This window comes from Cellulosimicrobium funkei, from assembly GCF_001019615.1.
Lineage (GTDB): Bacteria > Actinomycetota > Actinomycetes > Actinomycetales > Cellulomonadaceae > Cellulosimicrobium > Cellulosimicrobium cellulans_E.
This window is the reverse complement of sequence record NZ_JNBQ01000002.1, coordinates 215,165-233,899: the sequence shown is the minus strand read 5'-3', so window position 1 is coordinate 233,899 and position 18,735 is coordinate 215,165. Positions and strand designations below refer to the sequence as shown.

16 protein-coding genes are annotated in these 18,735 nt (G+C 73.7%); 6 read left to right on the top strand and 10 right to left on the bottom strand.

The annotated features are described in order from the left end of the window. Nucleotides 1–4: 4 nt before the first annotated feature. Nucleotides 5–1,039 (top strand): LacI family DNA-binding transcriptional regulator, encoded by a 1,035-nt coding sequence (locus FB00_RS03545; RefSeq protein ID WP_047231453.1) that lies wholly within the window; start codon nt 5–7, stop codon nt 1,037–1,039. A gap of 170 nt (nt 1,040–1,209) precedes the next feature. Continuing rightward, the gene (locus FB00_RS03540; RefSeq protein WP_231581688.1) at nt 1,210–2,817 is read left to right on the top strand and encodes an endo-1,4-beta-xylanase; all 1,608 of its coding nucleotides are present in this window, start codon (nt 1,210–1,212) and stop codon (nt 2,815–2,817) included. A 136-nt stretch (nt 2,818–2,953) separates the two neighbouring features. On the opposite strand, the gene FB00_RS03535 is transcribed toward FB00_RS03540, so the two are convergent. Then, nucleotides 2,954–3,697, bottom strand: a complete 744-nt coding sequence (locus tag FB00_RS03535) for a FadR/GntR family transcriptional regulator (protein WP_047231452.1) — start codon at nt 3,695–3,697, stop codon at nt 2,954–2,956. 175 nt (nt 3,698–3,872) lie between these two features. On the opposite strand from FB00_RS03535, the gene FB00_RS03530 reads away from it, so the two are divergent. Genes FB00_RS03530 through FB00_RS03520 form a run of 3 tightly spaced genes read left to right on the top strand, consistent with a single transcriptional unit; the run spans nt 3,873 to nt 6,996 of the window. Beyond that, a complete protein-coding gene (locus FB00_RS03530) occupies nt 3,873–4,667 on the top strand; it encodes a (Fe-S)-binding protein (protein WP_047231451.1) in 795 nt (264 codons plus the stop codon). Further along, on the top strand, nt 4,664–6,340 hold the full coding sequence (locus FB00_RS03525; RefSeq protein WP_082140939.1) for a LutB/LldF family L-lactate oxidation iron-sulfur protein: 1,677 nt from the start codon (nt 4,664–4,666) through the stop codon (nt 6,338–6,340). Before FB00_RS03530 ends, FB00_RS03525 begins: the two co-directional genes overlap by 4 nt. After that, the gene (locus FB00_RS03520) at nt 6,337–6,996 is read left to right on the top strand and encodes a LutC/YkgG family protein (protein WP_047231450.1); all 660 of its coding nucleotides are present in this window, start codon (nt 6,337–6,339) and stop codon (nt 6,994–6,996) included. Before FB00_RS03525 ends, FB00_RS03520 begins: the two co-directional genes overlap by 4 nt. Before the next feature lie 70 nt (nt 6,997–7,066). On the opposite strand, the gene FB00_RS03515 is transcribed toward FB00_RS03520, so the two are convergent. Beyond that, complete coding sequence (locus FB00_RS03515) at nt 7,067–7,732, bottom strand: NUDIX hydrolase (RefSeq protein WP_052877407.1); 666 nt, start codon at nt 7,730–7,732, stop codon at nt 7,067–7,069. A 74-nt stretch (nt 7,733–7,806) separates the two neighbouring features. Between FB00_RS03515 and FB00_RS03510 the strand changes: the two genes are divergently transcribed. Continuing rightward, nucleotides 7,807–8,523, top strand: a complete 717-nt coding sequence (locus FB00_RS03510; RefSeq protein ID WP_331386735.1) for a uridine kinase family protein — start codon at nt 7,807–7,809, stop codon at nt 8,521–8,523. Between the two features lie 3 nt (nt 8,524–8,526). Here the strand turns inward: FB00_RS03510 and FB00_RS03505 are convergent, their stop codons facing one another. The 8 genes from FB00_RS03505 to FB00_RS03470 all read right to left on the bottom strand — a co-directional run bounded on the left by FB00_RS03505 (nt 8,527) and on the right by FB00_RS03470 (nt 18,596). After that, nucleotides 8,527–9,105 carry a hypothetical protein gene (locus FB00_RS03505; protein ID WP_156186286.1) on the bottom strand — a complete coding sequence of 193 codons (579 nt, stop codon included), beginning with the start codon at nt 9,103–9,105 and terminating at the stop codon, nt 8,527–8,529. A 129-nt stretch (nt 9,106–9,234) separates the two neighbouring features. Further along, a complete protein-coding gene (locus FB00_RS03500) occupies nt 9,235–10,092 on the bottom strand; it encodes a putative protein N(5)-glutamine methyltransferase (RefSeq protein WP_047231448.1) in 858 nt (285 codons plus the stop codon). A gap of 134 nt (nt 10,093–10,226) precedes the next feature. Next, nucleotides 10,227–11,303 (bottom strand): LLM class flavin-dependent oxidoreductase, encoded by a 1,077-nt coding sequence (locus FB00_RS03495; protein WP_047231447.1) that lies wholly within the window; start codon nt 11,301–11,303, stop codon nt 10,227–10,229. Next, nucleotides 11,300–12,694, bottom strand: a complete 1,395-nt coding sequence (locus FB00_RS03490) for an LLM class flavin-dependent oxidoreductase (protein WP_047231446.1) — start codon at nt 12,692–12,694, stop codon at nt 11,300–11,302. Before FB00_RS03490 ends, FB00_RS03495 begins: the two co-directional genes overlap by 4 nt. Beyond that, nucleotides 12,691–13,494, bottom strand: coding sequence for an ABC transporter ATP-binding protein (locus FB00_RS03485; protein WP_047231445.1), 804 nt, complete (start codon nt 13,492–13,494; stop codon nt 12,691–12,693). The genes FB00_RS03490 and FB00_RS03485 overlap by 4 nt, the downstream gene beginning before the upstream one ends. Continuing rightward, nucleotides 13,470–14,333 (bottom strand): ABC transporter permease, encoded by an 864-nt coding sequence (locus FB00_RS03480; protein ID WP_082140938.1) that lies wholly within the window; start codon nt 14,331–14,333, stop codon nt 13,470–13,472. The genes FB00_RS03485 and FB00_RS03480 overlap by 25 nt, the downstream gene beginning before the upstream one ends. Then, nucleotides 14,330–15,475, bottom strand: a complete 1,146-nt coding sequence (locus FB00_RS03475; RefSeq protein WP_047231444.1) for an ABC transporter substrate-binding protein — start codon at nt 15,473–15,475, stop codon at nt 14,330–14,332. The genes FB00_RS03480 and FB00_RS03475 overlap by 4 nt, the downstream gene beginning before the upstream one ends. Nucleotides 15,476–16,028: 553 nt before the next feature. Next, nucleotides 16,029–18,596, bottom strand: coding sequence for an ATP-dependent Clp protease ATP-binding subunit (locus FB00_RS03470; protein WP_047231636.1), 2,568 nt, complete (start codon nt 18,594–18,596; stop codon nt 16,029–16,031). Nucleotides 18,597–18,735: the final 139 nt, after the last annotated feature.

The window sequence follows — 18,735 nt, the reverse complement described above, 5'->3', positions numbered from 1 at the left end:
CGCCATGCCAGCGCAGGACCGGGGTGCCGCCACGGGTGGCCCCGCGACCATCGCGTCCATCGCCGCGGAGGCCGGCGTGTCCGTGCCCACGGTGTCCAAGGTGCTCAACGGCCGGCCCGACGTCGCGGCGTCCACCCGCGCGCGCGTCGAGGCCGCGCTCGAACGCCACCAGTACCGACGCCGGCGGTCCGCCCCCGCGACGCCGACGCCCCTGATCGACCTCGTGTTCCACCAGCTCGACTCCGCGTGGTCGATCGAGATCATCCGGGGCGTCGAGGAGGCGGCGGCCGCCGCGAAGGTCGGCGTGGTGCTCTCCGAGCTCGGCGGCGAGCACCGGCCACCCCAGGACTGGCTCGACGGCGTCCTCGCGCGCCGCCCCCTCGGGGTCCTCCTCGTCCTGTCGAGCCTCGACCAGTCCCAGCGGCACCAGCTCGAGTCCCGCTCCATCCCGTTCGTCGTGGTCGACACCGAGGGCGAGCAGCCCGCCGGCGTCCCGACGGTGGGGTCCAACAACTGGAGCGGCGGGCTCTCCGCGACCCGCCACCTCCTGGGCCTCGGCCACCGTCGCGTCGCGATCATCTCGGGACCGTCGGACGTGCTGTGCAGCCGCGCCCGCATCGACGGCTACCGCAGCGCGCACGATGAGGCGGGGATCGTCGTCGACCCCGGGCTCGTGCGCTACGGCGACTTCTACGTGGACGGCGGGTACGAGCACGGCAAGGCGCTGCTCTCGCTCCCGGACCGCCCGACGGCGATCTTCGCCGGGTCGGACATGCAGGCGCTCGGCGTCCTGCGGGCCGCGCGCGAGCTCGGCCTGCGGATCCCCGAGGACCTGTCGGTCGTCGGCTACGACGACCTGCCGCTGGCCGGCTGGATCGGCCCGGAGCTGACCACCGTGCACCAGCCCCTGCACGAGATGGCGGGGACGGCGACGCGCATGCTGCTCGACCTCGCGCGGGGCGGCCGGCCCATGAACCAGCGCCTCGACCTCGCGACCGAGCTCGTCGTGCGCGAGAGCACGGCGCCGCCGCAGACCTGACGCTCCACCCTCATTTGCGCGACCCTGTCACCGCTGTCGGGTTTGTCCCACAATGTAAAACGTTATCGATAACGATTGCCACAGCCTCTCGGTGTGACTAGCGTCACTCGCGCACGTTGTTCGCGCTGGTGGGCCAACGGAGGTCCACCCCGGGAGGAAGAGGATCGACGATGACCCGAGCACTACCCTTGCGCAGCACGAACGGCGGGAGGTCGGCCGCCCTGGCCGCCCTCGTGGCCGTGCTCATCACCACCGGCGTCGGTGTGGGCTCCGCCCAGGCGGCCGGCTCCACCCTCGAGGCCGCGGCCGCCGAGTCCGGCCGCTACTTCGGCACCGCCCTCGCGGCCGGCAGGCTGTCCGACTCGACGTACTCGACCATCGCGAACCGCGAGTTCGACATGATCACGGCCGAGAACGAGATGAAGATGGACGCGACGGAGCCGTCGCAGAACAGCTTCAACTACTCCCAGGGCGACCAGATCGTCAGCTGGGCGACGAGCCGTGGCAAGCAGGTCCGCGGGCACGCCCTCGCGTGGCACTCGCAGCAGCCGGGCTGGATGCAGAACATGTCGGGCTCCGCGCTCCGCCAGGCGATGCTCAACCACGTGACGCAGGTCGCGACGCACTACCGCGGCAAGATCTACGCGTGGGACGTCGTGAACGAGGCGTTCGCCGACGGCGGCTCGGGCGCGCGCCGCGACTCGAACCTGCAGCGCACCGGCAACGACTGGATCGAGGCGGCGTTCCGCGCGGCCCGCGCCGCCGACCCCGGCGCCAAGCTCTGCTACAACGACTACAACACCGACAACTGGAGCCACGCGAAGACGCAGGCCGTCTACTCCATGGTCCGCGACTTCAAGGCGCGGGGGGTGCCGATCGACTGCGTCGGCTTCCAGGCCCACTTCAACTCGGGCAACCCGGTCCCGAGCAACTACCACACCACGCTCCAGAACTTCGCCGACCTGGGCGTCGACGTGCAGATCACCGAGCTCGACATCGAGGGCTCCGGCTCCTCCCAGGCCGAGCAGTACCGCGGCGTGGTCCAGGCGTGCATGGCCGTGTCGCGCTGCACCGGCATCACCGTCTGGGGCGTGCGGGACACCGACTCGTGGCGCGCGTCCGGCACCCCGCTGCTGTTCGACGGCAACGGCACCAAGAAGGCCGCCTACACCGCCGTGCTCGACCAGCTCAACAGCGGCGGCGGGACCCCCGGCGGCCCCGGGGAGAACCCGGGCGGAGACGGCTCCTGCACGGTGACCGTCACGCGGGGCGACTCGTGGGGCGACCGCTTCAACACGACCTTCCAGGTCTCGGGCGCGTCCGACTGGACCGTGACCATCCGCACCGGCTCCGGCCAGAGCCTGCAGAACTCCTGGAACGCCGCCGTCACCGGCACGAGCGGCACCCTCACCGCGACACCGAACGGCAACGGCGACGCGTTCGGGATCACCTTGTACTCGAACGGCAACACCACGCTCCCGACGGCCACCTGTGCGTCGGCCTCCGGAGGCGGAGGCGAGACCTGCACCGTGACCGTGACGCGGGGCGACTCCTGGGGCGACCGCTTCAACACGACCTTCCAGGTCTCGGGCGCGTCCGACTGGACCGTGACCATCCGCACCGGCTCCGGCCAGAGCCTGCAGAACTCCTGGAACGCCGCCGTCACCGGCACGAGCGGCACCCTCACCGCGACACCGAACGGCAACGGCGACGCCTTCGGCATCACGCTGTACTCGAACGGCAACACCACGCTCCCGACGGCCACCTGCTCGGCCTGACGGGGCGCCGGGGTGGCGGGACCGTCCGTCCCGCCACCCTGGCGGAGTCCCGGCGGAGGCCCGGAGGACAGCGTGTTCGCACGCCGCTCCAGGCCCGACCGTGACCGGGCCGCGACGCCGCCGCACCGGAGGTCGCTCAGAGCCCCGTCTCGGCGTAGAAGCCCTCGATGTGGGCGCGGACCTGACGCGCGGCGCGATCGCCGTCGCCCGCGGTCACGGCCGCGAGGACGGCGCGGTGCTCGGCGCGCAGGCGTGCCGCCGTCCGCTCCCAGGACGGCAGGGCGGCGCTCCCCTGGGCGACGTACGACTCGATCGCGCCGCGCAGCCCGGTCATGACCGCCTCGACGAGCGGGTTGCCCGCGATCCGCACGAGCAGCACGTGGAACGACGCGTCGAGCTCGCGGAACTCCTCGGCCGCGAGCGCCCGGTCGTCCATGCGGTCGAGCAGCGCGCGCGCCGCGGCGAGCGCCTCGGCGACCTCGGGCGTGCCCGGCCCCGGGTCGGCCCCCCGCTCGCCGGTGCTCTGCGCGGCGACGACCCGCTCGGCTGCCGCGCCGGCGGCCCACGTCTCGAGGAGCACGCGCGTCTCGACCACGTCGCGCACGGCGAGCGTCCCCGACGCGACGTGCAGCCGCACGGCCGCCCCGAGGCCGGCGGCGGGCCGGTCGACGACGGTCGCCCCGGCGTCGGGCCCGGACCCGACGGCCGTGCGCACGATGCCCATGGCCTCGAGGACGCGGATCGCCTCCCGCACGGAGGGGCGCGAGACGCCCAGCTCCTCGGCGAGCGCGCGCTCGGCCGGGAGCCGCTCGCCGAGCGCCCAGCGACCCGTGGCGAGGTCCGCCTCGATGCGGGCGAGGACGCGTTCGTGGGTGCGCACCCGCCCAGGGTAGGCGACCCCGGGTCGCTGTGGTCAGACCTCACGGCGTCCCGTGGTCTACAGTGGGCCGTCTGTGGTCAGACCACAGCCGCGGCGCCTCACCGCGGCGGTCTCGGCAGGCGGCGCGGACGCGGCCCGGCGAGACTGGACCGACTCGCCCTCCCCCGGAGCAACGATGCGCATAGCCCTCACCGCGACCTGCATCGGCGACGTGATGTTCCCCCAGGCACCGCGCGCCACCGCCCTCCTCCTCGAGCGCCTCGGCCACGAGGTGTTCTTCCCCGAGCGGCAGGCCTGCTGCGGCCAGATGCACGTCAACACGGGGTACCTCGACGAGGCGGTGCCCGTGGTGCGCAACCACGTCGAGGCGTTCTCCCCCGTGCTCGACGGCGAGTGGGACGCGGTCGTCGTGCCGTCCGGGTCGTGCACCGGGTCCGTGCGGCACCAGCAGGGCATGGTCTGCCGGCGCGCCGGCCTCGACGACCTCGCGCGCACCGCCGACGCGGTCGCCGCGAAGACGTACGAGCTGTCCGAGCTGCTCGTCGACGTGCTCGGCGTGACCGACGTCGGCGCCTACTTCCCGCACCGGGTCACCTACCACCCGACGTGCCACTCGCTGCGCATGCTCCACGTCGGCGACAAGCCGCTGCGGCTCCTGCGGGCGGTCGAGGGGATCGACCTCGTCGAGCTGCCCGCGGCGGAGGCGTGCTGCGGGTTCGGCGGCACGTTCGCGCTGAAGAACGCCGAGACCTCGACCGCGATGCTCGCCGACAAGATGACGCACGTGAAGGCGACGGGCGCCGAGGTCCTCACCGCGGGCGACGCGTCGTGCCTCATGCACATCGGCGGCGGGCTCTCGCGCATCCGCGCGGGCGTCCGCACGCTGCACCTCGCGGAGATCCTCGCGTCCACCAAGGACGCGCCCGCCACCGCCGGGGTCGGTCCGTCGACGCGCGGGGGTGCCCGGTGAGCCGCACGTTCCTCGGCCTGCCCGTGCGGCGCGGTGCGCGCACCCTGCCCGACGACGTCGCGCACCCCGGCGGGCACGGCACCTCCGCGGGTGCGGGGGCGGCGTCGGACGCGTTCGGCGACGTGCCGCACCCCGACGCGCCGCTGCGCTGGGGCGGGTCGTTCCCCGACGGGGCGCGCGAGGCCCTCCAGAACACGCAGCTCCGCCGCAACCTCGCGCACGCGACGTCGACCATCCGGGCCAAGCGCGCGGCCGTAGTCGGCGAGGTGCCGGACTGGGAGGCGCTGCGCGACGCGGGCTCCGCGATCAAGACCGACGTCATGGCGCGCCTGCCCGAGCTCCTCGAGGAGCTGGAGCGGAACGTCGTGGCGCGCGGCGGCGTCGTGCACTGGGCGCGCGACGCCGACGAGGCGAACCGGATCGTCGCGGACCTCGTCAAGGGCAAGGGCGTCGACGAGGTCGTCAAGGTGAAGTCGATGGCGACGCAGGAGATCGGGCTCAACGAGGCGCTCGCCGCCGAGGGGATCGCGGCGTACGAGACGGACCTCGCGGAGCTCATCGTGCAGCTCGCCGACGACATGCCGTCACACATCCTCGTGCCCGCGATCCATCGCAACCGCGCGGAGATCCGCGAGATCTTCCTCGCGCGCATGGGCGACGCCCCGCCCGACCTGTCGGACGTCCCGCGCGAGCTCGCGATGGCCGCGCGCGCCCACCTGCGCCGCAAGTTCCTCTCGGCGAAGGTCGCGATCAGCGGCGCGAACTTCGGCGTCGCGGACACGGGGACGCTGACCGTCGTCGAGTCCGAGGGCAACGGCCGTATGTGCCTCACGCTCCCCGAGACGCTCATCACGGTCATGGGGATCGAGAAGGTCGTGCCGACGTACACCGACCTGGAGGTGTTCCTCCAGCTCCTGCCGCGCTCGTCCACGGGCGAGCGCATGAACCCGTACACGTCCCTGTGGACGGGCGTCACGCCCGGCGACGGACCGCAGGAGTTCCACCTCGTCCTGCTCGACAACGGCCGCACGGACGTCCTCGCCGACGAGGTCGGGCGGGCCGCGCTGCACTGCATCCGCTGCTCGGCGTGCCTCAACGTGTGCCCGGTGTACGAGCGCGTCGGGGGTCACGCGTACGGGTCGGTGTACCCCGGCCCGATCGGCGCGATCCTCACGCCGCAGCTCACGAAGTCCTCCGGCGGCCTCTCCGGCCACCACGACCCGAACGCGTCCCTCCCCTACGCCTCGACGCTGTGCGGCGCGTGCTACGAGGTGTGCCCCGTGAAGATCGACATCCCGTCGATCCTCGTCGAGCTCCGGGCGCGCGAGGTCGACGCCGACCGCGGCCGCCCGACGGGGTGGGGCGCCGCGATGAAGGCGGCATCGTTCGTCATGTCCGACGCGCGGCGGTTCGAGCTCGCGGAGAAGGCGGCGGGGGTCGGGCGCCTGGTCGCCGGTCCGAAGGGCCGGATCTCGACCCTCCCGCCGCCCGCGTCCGCCTGGACCCGCTCGCGCGACCTCCCGGCCCCCGCGAAGCAGACCTTCCGCGACTGGTGGCGCGACCGCCCCGCCCCCGCCCCGGCACCCCCAGGCGCCGAACCCGGGGATACGGGCGGGTTCGGCGCCGCGGCGACCGACAACCCCGGGTTCGGCGAGGGGGGTGAGGGCCGATGAGCGCGCGCGACGACGTCCTCGCCCGCGTCCGCGCCGCGCTCGGCGGGTCGACGGCGACCGGCTCGGCGGCGTCCGGCTCCGTCCCGCGGGCGTACCGCGAGCGCGGCGACCTCGCGCCGGGGTCGCCGGAGGCCGTCGACGTCCTCGTCGACCGGCTCGTCGACTACCGGGCGCACGTGCACGTGGCCGCCACGGCAAGCGAGGTGGCCACCGTCGTCGGTGACCTGCTCGCGGACGCGGGCTCCGTCGTCGTGCCGCCGGGGCTCGACGTCGCGTGGCTCGACGCGCTGGGTGCCGGGACCGTCGTCGTGCCCGACGCGCGCGACGACCCGCGCACGCCCGACGAGCTCGACCGCGTGGACGCCGTCGTCACGGCCGCGCGCGTCGCGATCGCCGACACCGGCACGATCGTGCTCGACAGCGAGCCGGACCAGGGCCGCCGCGCGATCACGCTCGTCCCCGACCTGCACGTGTGCGTCGTGCGCACCGACCAGGTCGTCGAGACGGTCCCCGAGGCCGTGCGGCTGCTCGCCGCGCACCCGGAGCGACCGCAGACGTGGATCAGCGGCCCCAGCGCGACGAGCGACATCGAGCTCTCACGCGTCGAGGGCGTCCACGGCCCGCGCACCCTCCACGTGATCCTGGCGCCGAGGTAGAACCCGCGGTCGCCAGGTAGAACTCCGCAGGTTCTACGTCGCGACCGCGCGTTCTACCTCGCGGCAGAGGTCATGCCCGACGGCGGTGGCGCACCTCCGCGAGGACGGTCGCCAGACGGACCGGGAAGTCGTCCGGCGTGCCGGCCGGGAGCGCGTCGACCGGGAACCACGCGACGTCCTCGCTCTCGTCGCTCACGGCCGTCCGCGCGTCGGGATCCGCGAACGCGACGAACCCGACGTCCCAGTGCGTGCGGCACGTCCCGAACGCGGCGGCGAGGTCGTGGCGGTGCACGTCGACGGGCGCGGCGGGAGCGACGGCCTGGTGCTCGGCGCCGGGGCCGTCGTCCGGGTCGGTGGACGGCTCGGGGTCCGGGTCGAACGGGACGAGGTCGTCGAGGCCGCTCTCCTCGCGCGCCTCGCGATAGGCGGCGCCCGCGAGCGTCGTGTCGCCCGGCTCGATGTGGCCGCCCACCTGGACCCAGAACTGGCCCTTGCGGTGGAAGCAGAGCAGGACGCGGTCCAGGTCCGGGCTGAGCACGAAGCAGCTCGCCGTGAGGTGCTGCGGTCCGCCGTCGCGCCGGACGGCGTCGGCGCGTGCGCCGGACCCACCGTCGCCGCGGACGAACGCGCGGTACTCCGCCGCGAGCGCCGCCTGCTCCTCGTCGGCCGGCTCCCACCGGTCGAGGCGGGCGAGGGCGTCGCGGGCGAGCAGGGCGGCAGGATCGAGTGCGGTCACCGGGGAAGGCTACGTGCCGCCCCCGACGCCCAGCCCTGACGAGCCCGCGCCGGACGCTGCGACAATGGTGTCCCGTGAGCGACCCTCAGCACCACGCCGACGGCGGTCCGGCCGACGCCGCGAGCCGGACCGACCCGGTGACCGCCGATCCCGCCGGGGGTCCGGCGCTGTTCGACCTCCCGCCGGGGTCACGTGAGGTCCCGACGCGGATAGTGCTGCTCACCGGGGCGTCCGGCTCGGGCAAGACGTCGCTCACGCGGCGCCTCGGCCTCCCGGTCGTCGCGCTCGACGACTTCTACCTCGACCACGACCACCCCGACCTGCCGCAGCGGTTCGGCATCGTGGACTGGGACGACCCACGCTCGTGGGACGCGACGGGCGCCGTCGCGGCGCTCGTCGAGCTCGCGCGCACAGGGCACGCGGACGTGCCGGTCTACGACATCCCGACGTCGCGCCGCACGGGGACGACGCACCTCGACGTCACGGGCTCGCGGGTCGTGCTGGCCGAGGGGATCTTCGCGGCGGAGATCGTCGCGGCCTGCCGCGCCCAGGACGTGCTGGCCGACGCGATCTGCCTGCGCCGGCCGCGGCTCATGACGTTCTGGTTCCGTCTGCTGCGCGACCTCGCGGAGATGCGCAAGCCGCCGCTCACCCTGTTCCGGCGCGGGTGGGGACTCCTGCGCGCCGAGCCCGCGCTCGTGCGCCACTGGGAGTCGCTCGGCTGCCGCGCGCTGACGCCCGCGCAGGCGGAGAAGGAGATCCGCGCCCTGCTCGTCCGGCCGTCGACCTAGCTGTCAGGCCAGCGGGTCGGCGATCTCGACCGTCGCGACGGACGGGCCGCCGCAGCCGGCGCCGAAGTCGCCGGTCGTCGGCAGGAACTCCGGATCCACCTCCTGCTCGACGACGACGTCACCGGACGCGAGCTCCACGACGCGCACGACGATCGGGCCGACCGGGCCGTTCAGCGCGGAGCCCGTCCACTCTCCGCGCGACGGCTCGGCCGGTGCGTCCTCCGCCGACGCCTCGGGCGTGGTCTCGACAGCGTCCGGCTGGTCCGGCTGGCCCGGCTCGTCCGGCTGCACCGGATGCACCGGATGCACGGGGACCGTCGTGGGGATCGGCTCGGGGTCGATCGAGATCGTCCCGTCGCGGACCAGCCCGCAGGGTTCGACGCCGACGCAGCTCACGGCGACGCCGTAGGCGTCCCGATCCGGCCAGGAGTCGTCGAGCCGGACCTCGAGGCGCGCCACGTAGCCGACCGCGGGGCACGCGGTGACCAGGCCTCCCGGGCCGCCGCACGCGGGCAGCACGGCCACGAGCAGCGCTGCGGCAAGTCCGTGCCCGCGCCGCCGTCCCCGTCGGTCGCTCGTCATCGCCGCCCATCCCCCGCACGTCGGTTCTCGTCCTGCACCTGTCGCGAGCGGCCGGATCCTTGCACCGAGCGAGAGCCCGTCCCGGTCCGGCGAAAGTGGGAGCGGCCCCGGAGACGCCAGGGCCGCCCCTCACGGCACGGCGGGAAGCGTCCCGACGACGATCGTCGCCCCGATCTCCTCGTCCCGGACGACGCGGGCCCGCAGTCCCGCACCCTCCAGGACACCGACGGCGCCCGCCGCCTGCCGCTCGCCCGACTCGGTGAGCAGGTGGCCGCCGGGCACGAGCCAGTCGCGCGCCTCGGCCGCGACGCGGCGCAGCACGTCCAGCCCGTCACCTCCGCCGTCGAGCGCGACGTGGGCCTCGTGGTCGCGCGCCTCGCGCGGCAGGAGCGGTATCTCGCCCGTCGGGACGTACGGCACGTTGGCGAGGAGGAGGTCGACCCGGCCGCGCAGACCGGCGGGCAGCGGGTCGAAGAGGTCGCCCTCGTGCGCGCTCCCGCCGACGGCGGCGACGTTCCGCGCGGCGCACGCGACCGCGGCCGGGTCCACGTCGCTCGCGTGCAGCACGACGGCCGACTCCCGCGCGAGGTCGGTCGCGGTCGCGAGGCCGAGCGCGCCCGCGCCGCAGCACAGGTCCACCACGACGACGGGCGACCCGCCGGGCTCACCGTCCGCTGCGCCGTCGGGCAGCCCGGCCGACACGCCACCCGCGGCCTGCCGCCCGAGCGCGACCGCCTCGTCGACGAGCAGCGTGGTGCGCTGCCGCGGCACGAACACCCCGGGGTCGACGGCGACGCGGAGCCCGTGGAAGTCGACGTACCCGAGCAGGTGCTCGAGCGGCTCGCCCGCGACGCGGCGCGCGACGAGCGCCTCGAGGTGCGCGTCGTCGTCGGCGCGCTCGGCGAGGAGCGCGGCCTCGTCCTCCGCGAAGACGCACCCGGCGGCGCGCAGGCGGGCAGTGAGGTCGTCGAACTGGCTCCGGTCCACGTCCGGACGGTACTCCGGGCCCGGCTGCGTCCGCGCGGGGATTGCCCCCACCGCCGCGAGATCGACCCGCGCGTCCGAGATCGACCCTCGGTAGGTCGATCTCGCGGCGCGCGGGTCGATCAGGGGGGCGCCGTTCAGTCCCGCAGGAGCGGGAGGAGCCGGGTGCCCTGGCGCTCGATCTCGCGCAGGTACGGGGTGTCGGAGAGGACGAAGTGCGTGACGCCGAGGTCCTGGTAGCGCCGCAGCGACTTCGCGACGTCCTCCGCCGAGCCGACGAGCCACGTCGTGCCCGCTCCCCCGCCGCCGAACCGGCCGGGCGTCGTCCAGAGGTTGTCGTCGAGCACCTCGCCGCGCGCCGCGAGGTCGAGCAGGCGCTGCTGCCCGACGGCGGTGCGCCGCCCCCGGTCGCGCGCGGACCACGCCTCGGCCTCCGGCGACCGCGCGGCCAGCTCCGCGACCTTCGCCTCGGCGTCGGCCCACGCCTGCTCGGTCGTGTCGCGCACGAACGTCGTGATCCGCAGCCCGAACTCGAGCGGGGCGTGCTCGCGCCCCAGGTCGGCGCTCAGCCGCTTGAGACGGTCGATGCGCTCCGAGATCCCGTCGAGCGGCTCGCCCCAGAAGAGCTGGACGTCGGCCTCGGTCGCGGCGACCCGCTCGGCCGCCTCCGACGCGCCACCGAAGTAGATGCGCGGGTGCTGCCGATCTCCACGCACGACCGGGCGCGGCCCGAGCGACGAGCGCGTGACGGAGAAGTGGTCGCCCGCGTACGTGACCTCCTCCTGTGTCCACAAACGCCGCACGATCTGCAGGAACTCGCGCGTGCGGGCGTAGCGGTGCGCCGGGTCCGCCTCGCCGTCGCCGTACGCCTCCTGCCCGTCCGTGCCGGACACGATGTTCACGCGCAGCCGGCCGCCGCTGAGGTGGTCCAGCGTCGCGGCGGCGGACGCGAAGTGCGCGGGCCGCCAGAACCCGGGCCGGATCGCGACGAGCGGCTCGAACGTCGTGGTGCGGGCGGCGAGCGCCGTCGCGACCGTGAACGTGTCGGGACGCCCCCAGCTCGTCCCGAGCAGCGCGCCCGCGAACCCGTGGCGTTCCAGCGCGTGCGCGTGGCTCGTCAGGGTGTCGAGGCTGTTGTGGTCCTGGACCGTGTCGTCCCCGCGGTGCCCGGGACGGACCTGGTTCGGGATGTACCAGAGGTGCTCGGCGCTCACGCGAGGGCCTCCTCGAGGACGCGCGCGCCGCCGTCGGACGAGGCTCCCCCGTACCGGTTGGTGGGCCGCTCGAGCCCGTAGTGCTCGCGCAGCGTGCGGCCCTCGTACTCCTCGCGGAACAGACCGCGCTCGCGCAGCACGGGCAGCACGTGCTCGACGAACTGCTCGAGCCCCGACGGCAGCACCGCGGGCATGATGTTGAACCCGTCGGCGGCCTCGGCGTCGTACCAGTCCTGGATCGCGTCGGCGACCTGGTCGGGCGTGCCCGCGAACGTGCGGTGCCCGCGGCCGCCGCCGAGGCGCCCGATGAGCTGGCGCACGGTGAGCCGCTCGCGGCGCGCGAGCTCGACGATCAGCGTGTACCGGCTCTTGGCGCCCTCGATCTCGTCCTCGGACGGCAGGTCGGCGGGCAGCTCGCGGTCGAGCGGCAGGTCCTCGGGCGCGAGGCGCAGCGTCTTCGCGAGCTGGGCGCGGGCGTACTCGGGGACGATGAGCTCGTCGAGCTCGCGTTCCCGCGCGAGCGCCTCCGCCTCGGTGGACCCGATGACGGGGACGATGCCGGGCAGGATCTTCACCGTCCCCGGGTCCCGCCCGACGGCGACCGCCCGGGCCTTGAGGTCGCGGTAGAACGCCTGGGCGTCGTCGAGCGTCTGGTGCGCGGTGAACACCGCCTCGGCGTAGCGCGCGGCGAGGTCCTTGCCGTCCTCGGACGACCCGGCCTGCACGATGAGCGGCCGCGCCTGCGGCGAGCGCGGCGTCGTGAGCGCACCGTGCACGGAGAAGTGCGTGCCGACGTGGCCGGGCGCGTGGATCTTGGCCGGGTCCGCCCACACGCCCGCGGCCTTGTCGGCGAGCACGGCGTCGTCCTCCCACGAGTCCCAGAGGCGGAACGCGACGTCGAGGAACTCCGCGGCGCGCTCGTACCGCACGGCGTGCGCCGGCTGGTCGTCGAGGCCGAAGTTGCGCGCGATCTCCGGCCCCGCCGTCGTGACGACGTTCCACCCGGCCCGGCCGCCGGAGACGTGGTCGATCGACGCGAACCGCCGCGCGAGGTTGTAGGGCGAGTTGTACGTCGTCGAGGCCGTCGCGATGAGGCCGATGCGCTCGGTCACGGTCGCGATCGCCGTGAGCACGATGAGCGGGTCGAGCGACCCGGCCGGGCGCCGCCCGACGTCGGACCGCAGGCCCGGCCCGTCGGCGAAGAAGATCGAGTCGAGCTTGCCCGCCTCCGCGACCTGCGCGAGGCGCTGGAGGTGCGCGATGTTCGTCGACGTCCACGACGGGTCGCTCTCGGGCAGCCGCCACGACGCCTCGTGGTGGCCCGTGCTCATGAGGAACGCGTTGAGGTGCAGGCGCCCGGGGCGGTGTCCTGCGGAGTCGTGGCGGGTCATGCGGCGATGTCCTTCCTGTCGTCCCGGACCACGCCGAGCGCGTCGAGCAGCTCGGTGCGGAGCAGGGAGAAGCGGGGGTCGGCGGGGTCGCGCGCCTCGCCGGGGCGGTAGCTCTGGTCGATGCGGCGCTCCGCCGCGATGCGTCCCTCGTCGAGGACGACGACGCGGTCCGCGAGGACGATCGCCTCGTCCACGTCGTGCGTCACGAGCAGGACGGCGGGGCGGTGCCGCGCGCACAGGTCGCGCAGCAGCGCGTGCATCCGGATGCGGGTCAGGGCGTCGAGCGCGCCGAACGGCTCGTCGGCCAGCAGGAGCCGCGGCGAGCGCACGAGCGAGCGGGCGAGCGACACGCGCTGCTGCTCGCCGCCCGAGAGCTCGTTCGGCCACGCGCGCTCACGCCCGGCGAGCCCCACCTCGGCGAGGCTCGCGCGGCCCGCGTCGCGCGCCGCGCTCCGACCGCGGGCCCCGGCGTCGAGCCCGAGCACCACGTTGTCCAGCACGCGCGCCCACGGCAGGAGCCGCGAGTCCTGGAAGACGACGGACACCTGGTCGGGCACGACGACCTCGCCCGAGCCCGCGACCCCGTGGTCGAGCGCCGCGAGCGCGCGCAGGAGCGTGCTCTTGCCCGAGCCGGACCGCCCCAGGATCGCGACGAACTCGCCGTCCTCCACGGTGAGGTCGAGGTGGTCGAGGATGCGCTGCTCCCCGTACGACCGCACGAGCGAGCGGACCCGCACCGCCGCGCCGACCGCCGTCGGGCGGTCCTCCTCCACGCTCAGTCCTCCAGCGTGCGCCGCCACGACAGCACCCTCCTCTGCAGGAGGCGGACGGCGAGGTCCGCGGAGTAGCCCAGCACGCCGTAGACCACGAGGCCGACGAGGATGATCTCCGTCTGCCCGTACGTCCGCGCGAGCTCCATCATGTAGCCGATCCCGGCCGTCGCGTTGACCTGCTCGACGACGACGAGCGCGAGCATCGACCCCGTGACCGCGAACCGCAGCCCGAGGAAGAACCCCGGCAGCGCGCCGGGCAGGATGACGCGGCGCACGAACTGCCAGCGCGAGAGCTGCACCGTCTCGGCGAGCTCGACGTAGCGGCTGTCGATCGCCCGCAGCCCGTTGTGCGTGTGCAGGTAGATCGGGATGAACACCCCGAGCGCGATGGTGATGACCTTCATCTCCTCGCCGATCCCGAACCAGAGGATGAGCAGCGGCAGGAGCGCGAGGTTGGGGATCGCGCGCTTGACCTGGATCGGGCCGTCGAGCACGGCGTCGCCGACCCGGCTCAGCCCGGCGGCGAGCGCGAGCACGACGCCCGCGACGATGCCGAACGCGAGGCCGAGCGCCGCACGCGTGAGCGACACCCCGAGGTGCGCGCCGAGCTTGCCGTTCGCGACGAGCTCCGCCCCCGTCGTGACGACCGTCCACGGCGCGGAGAGCACGCGGGGGTCGATGAGCCCCGTGGCGGAGCCGACCGACCAGACGCCGACGAGGAGGGTCACCCCGACGAGCGCCGCGAGCGGGATCGGCCGGCCGAGCCCCAGGCGCGTGCCGCGGGGCCGCACGTCCGTGGTGGTCGCGGGTGCGTCGTCGAGGCTCGGGACGGCGAGATCCACCCGGTCGACGACCGCCGCGCTCACTGCGAGCCCCCGTCGCGGGCCGCCGTCGCGGCCTCGCCCGCGACGGGGCCGAAGCGCTCGTCGAACAGGTCGGCGGCGTCGAACGGCTCCTGGTCGAGCTCGGTCGCGAGCAGGTCGATCGTCGCCTGGGTGCGCTCGATGCCCTCGGTGAGGTCGGACGGGATGTCCGGGACCGGTGCGTGGTCGATGAGGTACTGCGCGTCCTCCTCGCTGAGGCCCTGGTCCTCGACGTAGTACCCCTGCTTCCACTCCTCGGGGTGCTCGTCGATCCAGACCTTCGCCGCCGCCCACGCCGCGACGTACTCGCGCAGCGCCGCGGCCTTGGCCGGGTCCTCGACGACCTCCGTCGGGCCGTAGAGGTGCGAGGCGTCGTCGCGCAGGTGGTGCTTGACCGACGTCGCGCCGTCGGCCTCGTACGTGCCCAGGTAGCGGTAGAGCTGCGTGCCGCCCAGCGGGGCGATGTCGACCTCGCCCGCCGCGAGGGCCGTCGAGTACACGTCGCCCGTGCTCGGCAGCTCGACCAGCTCGACGTCCTCCTGGGTGAGGCCCGCCTCCTGGAGCGCCTTGAGCACGATCGCGCCCTGCGCCTGGCCCGGGCTGAACGCGATGCGGTGGCCGCGGAAGTCCTCGAGCGAGTCGAGCTCGACGCCGGGCGCGCCCGCGAACTCGTAGATCGGCGCGTCCTCCCAGTTCTCCCGGTAGATCGACGCGTAGATCTGCACGTCCAGGCCCGTCCACGTCGCGTGGATCGGCGGGATCTCGGCCACGGCTCCGACGTCGAGCGACCCCGCGCGGAACGCTTCCGTCGTCGCGGGGCCGCCGGAGATGTTGGCCCACTCGACCTCGAACGAGAAGTCGCTGTCGAGGTCGTCACCGGCCAGCTCGAACGCCTTCTGCGTCGTCGGGTCACCGATCCGCAGGACCGTGCCCTCGGGCACCTCGGTGGGCAGGTCGGCGTCGGCGGCGAGAGCCGCGCCGTCGGCCGGGTCCGTGCCGCCGGAGGCCTGCGCGGCGCCGCACGCACCCGTGGCGAGGAGCGCGACGAGGCCGAGCGCGACGGCGGTCGCGCTCCGGCGGCGCGACGAACGACCGGACTGGCGGCCGGGCGGTGCGGAGGAACGGACGAGCGGGTGTGCGGGCATGGCGAGTCCTCTCGGGGAGAGCGCACGGGCGCATGCGGAAGCCGCGCGCGGGAGGTGAGGTGGTGAAAGGGCCCGACAGCGGCCGGGGCGGCCGTCGGTCAGTGCGTCGACGTGCTCAGCGGCACGGGGTCGGACGACACGCGGCGCGGCGACACGCCTGCGAGTCGAGCGCGCGACGACACGCGAGGCCGGGCACGCGCCCGGCGTCGGCGGCGGGGACGGCGACAGGGCCCCCCGGTGTCGTCTGCATGCGGGCGACTGTGCCAGCGTGCGCACCACCCGGAAAGGGGCACCGCGTCCCGTCCCACGAGGCGGACGAACGTAACGCCGTGCAACGGCGTCGCGTCCTGTACGGCGAGGTAGAACCTCCGGTCGCGAGGTAGAGCCCCGCGGGTACTACCTCGCGACCGGAGGTTCTACCTCGCGCGGCGGCGGCGCTCCCCGGCGGGACGACGACGGGCCCCGACCCTCCCGGAGGAGGATCGGGGCCCGTGTGTCAGGCGGCTGCCGATGGGGCAGACGTCGTCAGGCTCTCAGGAGCGGATCACACCACTCACTCAGCGCCGGCCTGGAGCTCGCCCGTCGGGGGCAGGTCGCGGACCGAGACGCCGGTGGGGGCGTCGAGCGCGGCGGCCGCGCCCACGCTCACCGGGCCGCGGTCGTGCTCGCCCTTGGAGACACCCCGGAAGGTGAACTCCCCGAGCAGGCCCTCGCCCTCGGCGTCGACCAGGACGATCTCGCCGGCCTTGAGCTCGCCGAACAGGATCTTCTCGGACAGCACGTCCTCGATGTCGCGCTGGATCGCGCGGCGCAGCGGACGGGCGCCCAGGACCGGGTCGTAGCCCTTCTCGGCGAGCAGGACCTTCGCCGCCGGGGTGAGCTCGATGCCCATGTCCTTGTCCCGCAGGCGGGTGTCGAGGCGGGCGATCATCAGGTCGACGATCTGGATGATCTCGGCCTGCGAGAGCTGCGGGAAGACCACCACGTCGTCGACGCGGTTGAGGAACTCGGGGCGGAAGTGCTGCTTGAGCTCCTCGTTGACCTTCGCCTTCATGCGCTCGTAGGACGTGACCAGGTCGCCGCCGGCGTTGAAGCCGGTCTGGACGCCCTTGGCGATGTCCCGCGTGCCGAGGTTGGTCGTCATGATGATGACGGTGTTCTTGAAGTCCACGACACGGCCCTGCGAGTCGGTCAGGCGACCGTCCTCGAGGATCTGCAGGAGCGAGTTGAAGATGTCCGCGTGGGCCTTCTCCACCTCGTCGAACAGGACGACCGAGAACGGCTTGCGCCGCACCTTCTCGGTGAGCTGACCACCCTCGTCGTACCCGACGTAGCCGGGGGGCGAGCCGAACAGCCGCGAGACGGTGTGCTTCTCGGAGAACTCCGACATGTCGAGCTGGATGAGCGCGTCCTCGTCCCCGAAGAGGAACTCGGCGAGCGCCTTGGCCAGCTCGGTCTTCCCGACGCCGGTCGGGCCGGCAAAGATGAACGACCCACCGGGGCGCTTGGGGTCCTTGAGGCCCGCACGCGTACGGCGGATGGCCTGCGACAGCGCCTTGATCGCGGCCTCCTGGCCGACGACGCGCTTGTGCAGCTCGTCCTCCATGTGCAGCAGGCGGCTGGACTCCTCCTCGGTGAGCTTGAAGACCGGGATGCCCGTGGCCATGGCCAGGACCTCGGCGATCAGCTCCTCGTCCACCTCGGCGACGGTGTCCAGGTCACCGGACTTCCACGCCTTCTCCTTGTCGGCACGCTTGGCCGTGAGCTGCTTCTCCTTGTCGCGCAGGCCGGCGGCCTTCTCGAAGTCCTGCGCGTCGATCGCGGACTCCTTCTCGCGACGCGCCTCGGCGATCTCCTCGTCGAGCTCCTTGAGCTCCGGCGGGGCCGTCATGCGGCGGATGCGCAGGCGCGCGCCCGCCTCGTCGATGAGGTCGATCGCCTTGTCCGGGAGGAACCGGTCGTTGATGTACCGGTCCGCGAGCGTGGCCGCGGAGACGAGCGCGGAGTCCGTGATGGACACGCGGTGGTGCGCCTCGTAACGGTCGCGCAGGCCCTTGAGGATCTCGATCGCGTGGTTGAGCGACGGCTCGGCGACCTGGATCGGCTGGAAGCGGCGCTCCAGGGCCGGGTCCTTCTCGACGTGCTTGCGGTACTCGTCGAGCGTCGTCGCGCCGATCGTCTGCAGCTCGCCGCGCGCGAGCATCGGCTTGAGGATGCTCGCGGCGTCGATCGCGCCCTCGGCGGCACCCGCCCCGACGAGGGTGTGGATCTCGTCGATGAACAGGATGATGTCGCCGCGCGTGCGGATCTCCTTGAGCACCTTCTTGAGGCGCTCCTCGAAGTCACCGCGGTAGCGCGAGCCGGCCACGAGGGCGCCGAGGTCGAGCGTGTAGAGCTGCTTGTCCTTGAGCGTCTCGGGCACGTCGCCGCGCACGATGTCCTGCGCCAGGCCCTCGACGACGGCGGTCTTGCCGACGCCGGGCTCGCCGATCAGCACCGGGTTGTTCTTGGTGCGGCGGCTCAGCACCTGCATGACGCGCTCGATCTCGAGGCTGCGCCCGATGACCGGGTCGAGCTTGCCCTCGCGCGCGGCCTGGGTGAGGTTGCGCCCGAACTGGTCGAGCACGGCCGACCCGGACGGCTGACCCTCGGCGGGGCCGCCGGCGGCGACGGGCTCCTTGCCCTGGTAGCCGGACAGGAGCTGGATGACCTGCTGGCGCACCTTGTTGAGGTCGGCGCCCATCTTGGTCAGGACCTGGGCGGCGACGCCCTCGCCCTCACGGATGAGGCCGAGCAGGATGTGCTCGGTGCCGATGTAGTTGTGGCCGAGCTGGAGCGCCTCGCGCAGCGACAGCTCGAGCACCTTCTTGGCGCGCGGCGTGAACGGGATGTGCCCGCTCGGGGCCTGCTGGCCCTCGCCGATGATCTCGGTCACCTGGGTGCGGACGCCGTCGAGGGAGATCCCGAGGGACTCCAGCGCCTTGGCCGCGACACCCTCGCCCTCGTGGATGAGGCCGAGGAGGATGTGCTCGGTGCCGATGTAGTTGTGGTTGAGCATCCGTGCCTCTTCTTGGGCAAGGACGACGACCCGACGGGCTCGGTCTGTGAATCTCTCGAACATGTGCTGCTCCTCGTGAGCGGCGTACACCTGCCCGCCGGACGACGGGTACAAGCCTGACCGCATTGACTCTATGCGGTTCGAACGAGCCGCACCCCCTCCGTATGCCGTTGTTCGCCAGGGGCGTGAAAGAGGGGTCGGG